This is a genomic window from Pseudomonas sp. LjRoot71, from assembly GCF_964253255.1.
In the GTDB taxonomy this organism is placed as follows: domain Bacteria; phylum Pseudomonadota; class Gammaproteobacteria; order Pseudomonadales; family Pseudomonadaceae; genus Aquipseudomonas.
On sequence record NZ_CAXURA020000001.1, the window covers coordinates 402,245 to 414,196 of the forward strand.

Consider the following 11,952-nt stretch of genomic DNA (forward strand, 5'->3'; position numbering starts at 1 on the left):
GGCTCAGGCACCTTCACGAGTAAACAGGTATCCCTTGCCCCACACGGTTTCCAGGCGCCCGGCGGTATAGCCGACAGCCTGCAACTTGCGGCGCACGTGGCTGATATGCATGTCCAGGCTGCGGTCATGTCGCGAATAGGCGCGGCGCAACACCTGCTGATAGAGGAAGGCCTTGCTCATCAGCCCTTCCGGGTGACGCACAAACAGTTCAAGCAGGCGAAATTCGGTGTGGGTCAACTCGGCCCACTGCCCCTGCCGCGACACATCCATGCGCGCCTCATCGAACTGCAATTGCGGGTCAAGGCTGGCCTGCACCGGCTCACGTCGCTCATAGGCCACCCGGCGCAACACTGCGGCAATCCGCACATGCAACTCATCCATGCTGAAGGGCTTGGCCAGGTAGTCGTCAGCGCCCTGACTGAAGCCAGCAATGCGGTCCTGCTCGCCACCCAGGGCCGAGATCAGAATCACCGGCACCCCTAGGCGCTCACGCAGATGTTGCAACGCCTGCAAACCGCTGATGCCTGGCAGCAGGATATCCAGCAGCACCAGGTCAAACGCTCCACTGCTGGCCAGGCGCAAACCCTCGCGACCATCCTGGCTAAGGCTGACGTTATAGCCGCGTGCCTGCAGGTTGACCTGCATGTGACAGGCCAACAGGGGATCATCTTCAACCAGAAGAATGCGCGCGGCAGGGAAATGACAGGAGAGCACGAGTAGCACCAGATCAAATGATAATAATTATACCTATTATTCTCACCACACTCATCTACAGATTCTCGCTCGCCGAATCGCTACACTGCCGACATATCACCCCAGGAGGCGTCGCGTGTTAAAGGATCTAGGCATCAAAGGCCGTGTGCTTATGCTCACCCTGCTGCCCACCAGCCTGTTGGCGCTGGTTCTGGGTGGTTACTTCACCTGGGTGCAGCTGTCCGGCTTACAGGGGCAACTGCTGCAACGCGGCCACATGATCAGCGAACAGCTCGCGCCTCTGGCCGCCCCCGCCTTACGGGCTGGTGATGCGCTGCTGCTGCAACGCATCGCCACCCAGGCTCTGGAGCAACCGGACGTACGCGCGGTGAGTTTTCTAGCCCCGGAACGCAGCCCACTGGCCCATGCCGGCCCGCGCATGCTGACGCCCTCACCCATGGCCGAAGAACAGCAGCCGGCACAGAGCAGCAGCCAGGACGCCACACGCTTTCTCATGCCGGTGTATCAGCAACACCTGAGTCTGACCGGCAGCACATTCAGCGAACCTGGCACCCAGCTGCTCGGCTGGGTCGAGCTGGAGCTGTCGCATCACAGCACCCTGCTCAGCGGCTACCGCAGCCTGCTGGCCAGCCTGCTGCTGATTGCCACCGGGCTGATGGTCACCGCCCTGCTCGCCGTGCGCATGAGCCGCACCATCAACGACCCGCTGCGACAGATCAAACAGAGCGTTGCCCAGCTCAAGGACGGCCATCTGGAAACCCGCCTGCCGCCACTCGGCAGTCATGAGCTGGACGAGCTGGCCTCGGGCATCAACCGCATGGCCGAGTCCCTGCAGAACGCCCAGGAAGAACTGCAACACAGCGTCGACCAGGCCACCGAAGACGTGCGGCAGAACCTGGAAACCATCGAAATCCAGAACATCGAGCTGGACCTGGCGCGCAAGGAGGCCCTGGAGGCCAGCCGGATCAAGTCCGAATTCCTCGCCAACATGAGCCACGAGATCCGCACCCCGCTCAACGGCATCCTCGGCTTCACCAACCTGCTGCAAAAAAGCGAACTCACCCCGCGCCAGCAGGATTACCTGGGCACCATCGAAAAGTCCGCCGACAGCCTGCTGGCGATCATCAACGAGATTCTCGACTTCTCGAAGATCGAGGCCGGCAAGCTGGTACTGGAAAATATTCCGTTCAACCTGCGCGACCTGCTGCAGGACACCCTGACCATCCTCGCCCCGGCGGCCCATGAGAAACAGCTGGAACTGCTCAGCCTGGTCTATCGCGACACGCCACTGTCGCTGATCGGTGACCCGCTGCGACTCAAGCAGGTGCTGACCAACCTGGTGAGCAACGCGATCAAGTTCACCCGCGCCGGCACCATCGTGATTCGCGCCATGCTCGAAGACGAAAGCGCCGACCGCGCACAGCTGCGCATCAGCGTGCAGGACACCGGCATCGGCCTGTCCGATGAAGACCTGCGCGAACTGTTCCAGGCCTTCAGCCAGGCCGACAACTCGCTCAGCCGCCAGGCCGGCGGCACCGGTCTGGGCCTGGTGATTTCCAAGCGCCTGATCGAGCAGATGGGCGGCGAGATCGGCGTCGACAGCACACCTGAACAAGGCTCGGAGTTCTGGATCAGCCTGAGCCTGCCCAAGGCCCGCGATGACGCCGAAGACCTGCCACGGCCACCGCTGCTTGGGCGGCGCGTGGCGATTCTGGAAAGCCACGAACTGGCACGCCAGGCCCTGCAACATCAACTGGAAGATTGCGGTTTGCAGGTCAGCGATTTCGACAACCTCGACAACCTGCTGCTGGCCGTCGCCGAAGCCCGCCACAGCAGCCAGCCAATCGAGCTTGCCGTACTCGGCGTCAGCACCCAGACCCTGCCACCGGATCGCCTCGGTCAACGCATCTGGGAACTCGAACACCAGGCCTGCAAAACCCTGTTGCTGTGTCCCACCACCGAACAAACGCTGTACCACGGCCTGCTCCCGGACGCCTACAGCCAATTGCAGGCCAAACCGGCCTGCACTCGTAAGCTGCAGCGCGCTCTGGCGGAACTGATCAGCCCACGTCAGCAGCGCACGGAAAATCCGCAGAGCGCACCCAGCCGAGCACCGCAAATTCTCTGTGTCGACGACAATCCGGCCAACCTGCTGCTGGTGCAAACCCTGCTCGATGACATGGGCGCCCAGGTCAGCATCGCCAACAGCGGCTATGAAGCCGTGGAAAAAACCGCCGAGCATGTCTTCGACCTGATCTTTATGGACGTGCAGATGCCCGGCATGGATGGCCGCCAAGCCACCGAAGCGATTCGCCTGCAGGAAAGCGAGAGCGGCCGCAGCCCGGTGCCGATCGTCGCCCTGACCGCCCACGCCCTGGCCAACGAAAAACGCGCCCTGCTGCAAAGTGGCCTGGATGACTACCTGACCAAGCCGATCAGCGAACGCCAGCTGGCCCAGGTAGTGCTCAAGTGGACCGGTCTGGCCCTGCGCAACCAGAGCGTCGAGCCGCCCAGCGCAGGCAAGGTGCAGCACAGCCTGAGCGTACTGGATGCCGAAGAAGGCCTGCGCCTGGCAGCCGGCAAGGCCGACCTCGCGGCTGACATGTTGAGCATGTTGCTGGCCGGCCTGCCCGGCGACCGTCAGGCCATTCGCCAGGCGCGTGACAGCGGCGAGCGCAACAGCCTGATCGAACGGGTACACCGTCTGCACGGGGCTACGCGCTATTGCGGCGTGCCGCAGTTGCGCGCCGCTTGTCAGCGCAGTGAAACCCTGCTGAAACAGAACGACCCGGCCGCCCAACAAGCCCTGGATGAGCTGGATGCCGCCATCGAACGACTGGCCCGTGAGGCGCAAGTCAGCGCATGATGCGGCCGGCCAACGCCGCCCATGGCGGCTGCGTGTTAGCATTTGCGCCTATTTGGAGGCTCCATGGCTGAACACGACTTTCGCTACAACCTGCTCAACCCCGAACACACGCTGATCGAATGCCGCGCACTGGCCCCAGGCCGTTACCAGGTTACTGGCAATGGTGGCTCGATCCAGAGCGGCGACACCCTGCTGGTCACCCTCAAGGGCAGCCGCGAGCTGTCCATGCGCTTGCAGGCCGACAAGGTGCGCCACCTGATCAACCCGCGTGGCCAATGGGTCGCCGTGGCAACCGGCCCGGCGTTCAAGGAGCTGGCCATCTTCAATTGGCAGGTCAACTGCGACAGCTGCAATGCTCAGCTCGATTTCGAGTTTGCCGTCGATGCTGCCCTCGGCAAGAAGGCCCAGGCCCCAGCGGCCGAAGCGCGCATCAACGAGTTGGGCTGGCAGTCGCACAACGCCAAACACCTGTGCCCTAAATGCCAAAAATAAGCCGCATCCCAGGAGGCTATATGAACCGACTACTGACCATCAGCCTGCTGGCCTTGGGCCTCACCGGCTGCGCCTCATCCGGCCCGCAACTGGAAACCGAGCACAGCTACCGGGTGGAATGGATTGGTGAGCGCCCGCTGATCGACCGTAGCTACCTGAGCATTACCTTGGCTGACGATGGTCGGGCCTACGGTAATGCCGGCTGTAACCACTGGTTTGCCAACTACAGCCTGAACGGCGAAAAACTCAGCATCAGCACGCCGGGCAGTACCCGAAAAATGTGCGCACCGGCGCTGATGGAGCAGGAAACCCGCTTTCTCGAAAGCCTGAGTCAGGTACAGCGCTGGGACTTTTCGCCCACCGGGCAACTGCGCCTGTGGCCCGCCGAAGGCAAGCCGCTGCGCCTGTGGTCAGAAGACAAGTAAGCATTGGCATCAGATAAAAAAGGGAGCCCGAGGGCTCCTTTTTTATGCCAGCCATCCCTGGCGGCTATCTTGCGGGCCGTCGCTACGCGACGTTAAAAATGGCTCCCAGCCATTTTTTGTTACCGCTGAAACTCAATGAATGATCTGGCTGAGGAACAGCTTGGTGCGCTCGTTCTGCGGATTGGTGAAGAAGGCGTTGGGCTCGTTCTGTTCAACGATCTCGCCCTTGTCCATAAAGATCACCCGGTTCGCCACGGTGCGGGCAAAGCCCATTTCATGGGTTACGCAGAGCATGGTCATGCCGTCTTCGGCCAGGCCGATCATGGTATCCAGCACTTCCTTGACCATTTCCGGATCGAGTGCCGAGGTCGGCTCGTCGAACAGCATGATCTTTGGTTTCATGCACAGCGCACGGGCAATCGCCACACGCTGCTGCTGACCACCGGAGAGCTGCCCAGGAAACTTGTTCGCCTGCTCCGGAATACGCACACGCTCAAGGAAGTGCATGGCAATTTCCTCGGCCTGGCGCTTGGGCATCTTGCGCACCCACATGGGCGCCAGCGTGCAGTTCTGCAGCACCGTCAGGTGCGGGAACAGGTTGAAGTGCTGGAACACCATGCCCACTTCGCGGCGCACCGCCTCGATGTGCTTGAGATCGTGGGTCAGCTCGGTGCCATCAACAATGATGCGCCCCTGCTGATGCTCTTCCAGACGGTTGATGCAGCGAATGGTGGTCGATTTGCCCGAGCCAGAGGCCCGCACAACACGATACGCTCACCTTGCTGAACGCTCAGGTTGATGTCCTTGAGCACATGGAACTGGCCGTACCACTTGTTCACGCCTTGCAGCAGGATCATCGGCTCGGCGCTGGGCTGCTTGATTGCTTCACTCATGATTCACTCCTAACGCTTGTGGCCGGTGTCCAGCTTTCTCTCCAGACTCTGGGAATAGCGGGACATACCAAAACAGAAAATCCAGAAAATCAGCGCGGCGAACACATAGCCTTCAGTGGCCATGCCCAGCCAGGCTGGATCAGTAGTGGCTTGCTTGATGCTGTTGAGCAGGTCGAACAGGCCGATGATGATCACCAGGCTGGTGTCCTTGAACAGCGCAATAAAGGTGTTGACGATGCCGGGGATCACCAGCTTCAGGGCTTGCGGCAGGATCACCAGGCCCATCATCCGCCAGTAACCCAGCCCCATGGCCGCTGCGGCTTCGTACTGGCCTTTGGGAATGGCTTGCAGACCACCGCGCACCACTTCAGCGATATACGCCGACTGGAACAGGATCACCCCGATCAGCGCGCGCATCAGTTTGTCGAAGCTCAGGCCTTCCGGCAGGAACAGCGGCAGCATCACCGAAGACATAAACAGCACGGTGATCAACGGCACACCGCGCCAGAACTCGATGAAGGTCACGCAGATCACGCGGATCGCCGGCATGTCCGAACGCCGTCCCAGCGCCAGCAGAATGCCCAACGGCAAGGCACCGGCGATACCGACAGCAGCGATCACCAGGGTCAGCATCAGGCCGCCCCACTGGCTGGTCGGCACAGTCGACAGGCCAAAGAAGCCACCGTGCAGCAGCCAGAAAGCCAGCACCGGGTACACCACCAGGAAGCCCAGGCCATACAGCGCCTTGCGCGGCATCAGCGACACGAACAGCGGTGCAGCACCGATGATCGCCAGCCACAGCGTGGTATCCACCCGCCAGCGCAGCTCCGTCGGGTAGAAGCCGTACATGAACTGGCCAAAGCGTTGCTGCACAAACACCCAGCAGGCTCCGCCGCTGGTGCAGTCAGCACGGGTCGTGCCGGTCCAGTCCGCATTGATGAAGGCCCACTGAATCAGCGGTGGCAACATCAGCCAAACCAGGTAGACCGCGAACAGCGTCAGCAGTGTATTGAACCAGCTGGAGAACAGATTACTGCGCAGCCAGCCGACCACGCCGACGCTCATCGCCGGTGGTGGTAGATCAGGTTTGAATGTATGAGTTTGCATGGCTGCTCCTTACCGCTCGATCAGCGCAATGCGCTTGTTGTACCAGTTCATCAGCATGGAAATGCTGATACTGATCGCCAGGTACACACTCATGGTGATGGCAATCACCTCGATGGCCTGACCGGTCTGATTGAGCACCGTACCGGCAAACAGCGAGACCATGTCCGGGTAACCGATACCAGCGGCCAGCGAGGAGTTCTTCGCCAGGTTCAGGTATTGGCTGGTCAACGGCGGAATGATCACCCGCAGTGCTTGCGGAATGATCACCAGGCGCAGGGTCTTGCCTGCGGGCAGGCCCAGCGAACGCGCCGCCTCGGTCTGCCCGTGGCTGACGGCCATGATCCCGGAGCGCACGTTCTCGGCAATAAAGGCGGCGGTGTAGATGGTCAGCGCCAGGGTCAGCGCCATCAACTCAGGGATCAGCACCCAGCCGCCACGGAAGTTGAAACCGGTCAATTCAGGCACGCTCCACTGCAGCGGATTGCCGCCCAGCAGAATCGCCAGACATGGCAGCCCGATCAGCAGCGGAATAGCGCCCAGGGAAACCGGAAACAGCTGGCCGGTGGCCTCGAAACGCGCCTTCGACCAGCGCGACAGCAGCACCACGCAGATGATTGCCACAATCAGCGCACCGGCAAACAGCGCAAAGCTGTCGGTCGGGCTGGGGGCCGGCATATACAGGCCACGGCTGTTGAGGAAGAAGGCTTCACCAACGCCAAGGCTCTGCCGCGGTCCTGGCAGCGAGAGCATGACGGCGAAATACCAGAAGAATATCTGCAACAACGGCGGGATATTACGGAAGGTTTCGATGTAAACGGCGGCCAGCTTGCTGACCAACCAGTTGGGCGACAAGCGCGCCACACCCAGCAAGAACCCCAACAGGGTCGCAAAGACGATACCGATCACCGACACCAACAGGGTATTGAGCAAACCCACCACGAAAACACGCCCATAGGAGTTGCTTTCGTTGTAGTCGATCAAGTGCTGGGCAATGCCGAAACCGGCGCTGTTATTGAGGAAGGAAAAGCCGGAGGTAATCCCGCGTTTTTCCAGGTTGGTCTGGGTGTTGTCAAACAGAAACCAGCCGAGCGCCACAACGGCGATAACGGCAAGAATTTGAAATAGCCAGGCACGCACCTTGGGGTCGGTCCAAACCGATCCACCCGGGCGCGGGACATTTGCAGTGGTTTGCATAAGAGCCCTCTTGGAACCCTCATGCCCGCAACAGCGGGCATGAGGTTCACATCAGTCAGAACAATGCCAGCCACTCAGGACGAGCGGTTGGCAGCGGACGGTCAGCGCACCGGCGGTGCGTACTGCAGACCACCTTTGTTCCACAGGGCGTTGAGGCCACGCTCGATCTTCAGCTCGCTGCCGGTACCGACGTTGCGCTCGAAGCTCTCACCGTAGTTGCCCACTTGCTTGACGATCTGTACCGCCCAGTCTTTCGGCAGTTTCAGGTCTTTGCCGAACTCGCCTTCAGCACCGAGCAGACGCGCCACGTCGGGGTTCTTGGTGGATTTGGCCTGTTCTTCAACATTAGCCGACGTCACACCCAGCTCTTCAGCGTTGAGCATCGCGTAGAGCGACCAGCGCACGATGTCGAACCACTCTTCGTCACCCTGGCGTACGACCGGGCCCAGTGGCTCTTTCGAGATCACTTCCGGCAGTACCACGTAGGAATCCGGATCGGCCAGTTTGATGCGCTGTGCGTACAGCTGCGACTGGTCGGAAGTCAGCACGTCGCAACGGCCCGCTTCAACCGATTTGGCGCTCTCGTCGGAGGTATCGTAGGTGATCGGGGTGTACTTCAGGCCGTTGGCGCGGAAGTAGTCGGAGAGGTTCAGCTCGGTGGTGGTACCCGCCTGGATGCAGACAGTCGCGCCGTCGAGTTCCTTGGCGCTGGAAACGCCGAGCTTCTTGTTCACCAGGAAGCCTTGACCGTCGTAGTAGTTGACGCCGGCAAAGTTCAGACCCAGACCGGAATCACGCGAGCTGGTCCAGGTGGTGTTACGCGAGAGGATGTCGACTTCACCGGATTGCAGCGCAGTGAAGCGCTCCTTGGCGGTCAGCGGGCTGTACTTGACCTTGGTCGCGTCACCGAATACTGCAGCAGCCACTGCGCGGCATACGTCAACGTCGAGACCCAGGTAATTACCCTTCTCATCGGCGTAGGAGAAGCCAGGCAGACCATCGCTGATACCGCACTGTACAAAACCTTTTTTCTGGATCGCGTCCAGGGTAGCGCCTGCGTGAGCGAAACTGCTGACACCGAGAACAGCGGCGGTGGTCAGTACTGCCAATGTGGATTTCACCATCTTCATTAAAACCTCCAGTTGCTTTTGTTGTGTTTGGAGTCTCGGCCCTACCACCGTACCCTTATGGGGCTCGTTGACTGTGTCGGCAGCAACACACTCAGCCGGGGATCAGACCTTAGTTAGAGTCTAGTTGCCGATTGCTCCAGCGGCCATAGACTCTCACCCGCCCATTATTTGAATGGGCTAGAGACAGATAGCAAGTGACTTGTCGCACAGCCTGTAGCGCCTGGCGAACGGTTTGAAAAGCCTGTTACAAGGCATTTCAGTCTGCTCCGTGCCCGCTTGAGTGGCAGTGTTACCACCGGCGAACAACGTCATCAGTCCCTAGGGTGTATAGCAAGGCCCGTACCAGCACCGCGCTTTGAGCACCATACGGAGAGGTCAAGAGCAAAACTTGCACCCTGGCGACAACTTCTTTCTAGAATCGCCACCCTGAAAATTTTCCCGCGCACTAAATCAGCGCGCACGCACCACAGCGGAGCCTCAGATGAGCGAACCCTTGATTCTTCAGCCCACACTTGCCGCCGATTCGTGCGTCATTTGGTTGCACGGCCTGGGGGCCGACCGTTACGACTTCATGCCCGTGGCCGAAGCGCTGCAACAGCGCCTGCACAGCACTCGCTTCGTATTGCCGCAGGCACCAACCCAGGCGGTGACCATCAACGGCGGCTACGCCATGCCCAGCTGGTACGACATTCTGGCCATGAGCCCAGCGCGGGCGATCAACCGTGAGCAACTGGAAGCCTCGGCGCAACAGGTGATCGAACTGATCGAGGCGCAGCGCGACAGCGGCATCGATCCGGCGCGCATCGTTCTCGCCGGTTTCTCCCAGGGCGGCGCGGTGGTGTTGCACACCGCCTTCCTGCGCTGGCAATTCGCCCTCGGCGGAGTGCTGGCACTGTCGACCTATGCGCCGACCTTCAGTGACGACATCCAGCTGGTGGATACAAAAAAACAACTGCCGGTGCTGTGTTTGCATGGCACATTCGACGATATCGTGTTGCCGGCCATGGGTCGTGCAGCCCATGACTACCTGGAGGCCTCTGGCGTCAGTGTGCAATGGCGTGATTACCCGATGGGCCACGAAGTGGTAAACGAGGAAATCCGCGACATCGCTGACTGGCTGGAGCTACGGTTCAACAGTTGACTGCCTGCGAGCGAAACCACCTATGCCTGCTATTCCTGCGATCAAGACCCTGCGCGACATTCAGCAGATCGAGCAAACCCCGCTCACCGAGCGCGACCTGCCGACCAGCACCTATGAGCTGATCCGCCGCAGTGCCACGTTGCAGGGTGACGCGCCAGCGCTGTCCTTCATCTTGCAGGGCAACGTGGACGAGCCGGCCTACCGCCTGAGCTACCGCCAACTGCTGGGCAAGATCACCCAGACCGCCAATGCCTTCCACCACCTGGGCCTGCGTCCAGGCAAAGCAGTGTCGTTTCTGCTGCCCAACCTGCCGCACACCCATTTCACCATCTGGGGTGGCGAAGCCGCCGGGATCGTCAACGCAATCAATCCGCTGCTCGACCCGGAGCATATCGCCGAGCTGATTCAGGCTTCGGACTCGGAGCTGCTGGTCACCCTCGCCCCCTTCCCCGGCACTGACTTGTGGGCCAAGGTCGAAGGCCTGCGCGATCAGTTGCCGAACCTCAAGGCGATTATCTGCGTTGACATGGCCAACCTGCTGCCAGAGCCGCAGCGCAGTGGCCTCAAAGCCCAGCGCGGCGCCCTGCCTGCCGGCGTACTGGATTTCGATGAGCTGATCGCCAACTGCCCGGACGATCACCTGGAAAGCGGCCGGGTGATCGCAGCCGACGAGATTGCCAGCTACTTCCACACCGGCGGCACCACTGGCACGCCGAAACTGGCGCCGCACAGCCATGGTAACGAAGTGGCGATGGCTTACAGCATGAACCTGGTCACCCGCTTCGAGCCGGGCGATGTCACCCTCTGCGGCCTGCCGCTGTTCCACGTCAACGGTGTGATCGTCACCGGCCTGACCGCCTTTATCGGCGGCGCCGAAGTGCTGCTGGCTACCCCGCAGGGTTATCGCAACACTGCGTTGATCGGTAATTTCTGGAAGATTATCGAGCGCTTCAAAGTCAGCTTCTTCAGCGGCGTACCGACCATCTACGCCGGCCTGCTGCAAGTTCCCAGCGAAGGCCATGACCTCAGCTCGTTGAAATACGCCCTGTGTGGCGCCGCGCCGATGCCGGTGGAGCTGATCCGCCAGTTCGAAAGCAAAACCGGGCTGACCCTGATCGAAGGCTACGGCCTCACCGAAGGCACCTGCGGCAGCTGCGCCAACCCGCCAGCAGGCGAACGTCGCTCGGGCTCCATTGGCCTGCCGATGCCCTACTGCGAGGTGGCGATCAAGGTACTCGATGAACAGGGCAACTATTTAAGGAATGCGGCCAACAATGAAATCGGCAATCTGTGCATCCGCGGTGCCACGGTATTCAAGGGCTACCTGCAGAGCAGCAAGAATGCCGGCATCTGGGTCGATGGCGACTGGTTCAACACTGGCGACCTGGGTCGTGTGGATGCAGACGGCTATATCTGGCTGACCGGCCGCAGCAAGGACCTGATCATCCGCGGCGGCCACAATATCGACCCGCAGATGATCGAAGAAGCCTTGCACAAACATCCGGCCGTGGCTATGGCCGCAGCAGTCGGCAAGCCTGATGAAAAAGCCGGTGAACTGCCGGTGGTCTACGTGCAGCTCAAGCCAGGCGCACAGGTCAGTGAAGCCGAGCTGCTGGAACACGCGGCCGCGCATATCCCCGAGCGGGCAGCCATCCCCAAGGACGCCTGGATCATCGATGCCATTCCGCTGACCGCCGTGGGCAAGACCTTCAAACCAGCCCTGCGCTTCGACGCCATTGCCCGGGTCTACCAGGCCGCGCTGACGGAACTGGACGAGCAGTTGCGCGTGGAAGTGCTCAGCGATGACCAGCGCGGCCAGGTGGCGCACATCCACCTGCCAGCCGGGAAAGCCGCACTGGCCGATGCCGTGGCCAAGCGCCTGAGTGGCTTTGCCGTCGGCATACAACTGCACCACGATCAATAACAACCACCCGGCGCAAGGATCGCGCCAGATTTGTGACCAACCATTCAACTTTAAGACCACTGGTCG

General features: G+C 60.9%; 9 protein-coding genes and 1 pseudogene. 5 read left to right on the forward strand and 5 right to left on the reverse strand.

Features of this window, described 5'->3' with window-relative positions; all coding sequences use genetic code 11:
* Positions 1–3: 3 nt before the first annotated feature.
* Entirely contained in the window at positions 4–714 is a 711-nt protein-coding gene (locus ACSQ17_RS01980; RefSeq protein WP_436067368.1) for a response regulator transcription factor, read from the reverse strand.
* Between the two features lie 115 nt (positions 715–829).
* Between ACSQ17_RS01980 and ACSQ17_RS01985 the strand changes: the two genes are divergently transcribed.
* From ACSQ17_RS01985 to ACSQ17_RS01995, 3 genes are all read left to right on the forward strand, one after another.
* Positions 830–3,580, forward strand: a complete 2,751-nt coding sequence (locus ACSQ17_RS01985) for an ATP-binding protein (RefSeq protein WP_436067369.1) — start codon at positions 830–832, stop codon at positions 3,578–3,580.
* A 63-nt stretch (positions 3,581–3,643) separates the two neighbouring features.
* The gene (locus ACSQ17_RS01990; RefSeq protein WP_436067370.1) at positions 3,644–4,072 is read left to right on the forward strand and encodes a hypothetical protein; all 429 of its coding nucleotides are present in this window, start codon (positions 3,644–3,646) and stop codon (positions 4,070–4,072) included.
* 20 nt (positions 4,073–4,092) lie between these two features.
* Complete coding sequence (locus tag ACSQ17_RS01995) at positions 4,093–4,497, forward strand: META domain-containing protein (RefSeq protein ID WP_436067371.1); 405 nt, start codon at positions 4,093–4,095, stop codon at positions 4,495–4,497.
* Between the two features lie 132 nt (positions 4,498–4,629).
* On the opposite strand, the pseudogene ACSQ17_RS02000 reads toward ACSQ17_RS01995, so the two are convergent.
* The 4 genes and pseudogenes from ACSQ17_RS02000 to ACSQ17_RS02015 all read right to left on the reverse strand — a co-directional run bounded on the left by ACSQ17_RS02000 (position 4,630) and on the right by ACSQ17_RS02015 (position 8,821).
* Positions 4,630–5,390 (reverse strand): annotated as a pseudogene (locus ACSQ17_RS02000) (amino acid ABC transporter ATP-binding protein).
* Between the two features lie 9 nt (positions 5,391–5,399).
* The gene (locus ACSQ17_RS02005) at positions 5,400–6,497 is read right to left on the reverse strand and encodes an amino acid ABC transporter permease (RefSeq protein ID WP_436067372.1); all 1,098 of its coding nucleotides are present in this window, start codon (positions 6,495–6,497) and stop codon (positions 5,400–5,402) included.
* A 9-nt stretch (positions 6,498–6,506) separates the two neighbouring features.
* The gene (locus ACSQ17_RS02010; protein WP_436067373.1) at positions 6,507–7,691 is read right to left on the reverse strand and encodes an amino acid ABC transporter permease; all 1,185 of its coding nucleotides are present in this window, start codon (positions 7,689–7,691) and stop codon (positions 6,507–6,509) included.
* Between the two features lie 101 nt (positions 7,692–7,792).
* On the reverse strand, positions 7,793–8,821 hold the full coding sequence (locus tag ACSQ17_RS02015) for an amino acid ABC transporter substrate-binding protein (protein ID WP_436067374.1): 1,029 nt from the start codon (positions 8,819–8,821) through the stop codon (positions 7,793–7,795).
* A gap of 481 nt (positions 8,822–9,302) precedes the next feature.
* Between ACSQ17_RS02015 and ACSQ17_RS02020 the strand changes: the two genes are divergently transcribed.
* Positions 9,303–9,962, forward strand: coding sequence for an alpha/beta hydrolase (locus ACSQ17_RS02020; RefSeq protein ID WP_436067375.1), 660 nt, complete (start codon positions 9,303–9,305; stop codon positions 9,960–9,962).
* A 22-nt stretch (positions 9,963–9,984) separates the two neighbouring features.
* Entirely contained in the window at positions 9,985–11,886 is a 1,902-nt protein-coding gene (locus ACSQ17_RS02025; RefSeq protein ID WP_436067376.1) for an acyl-CoA synthetase, read from the forward strand.
* The last annotated feature ends 66 nt before the right edge of the window (positions 11,887–11,952 follow it).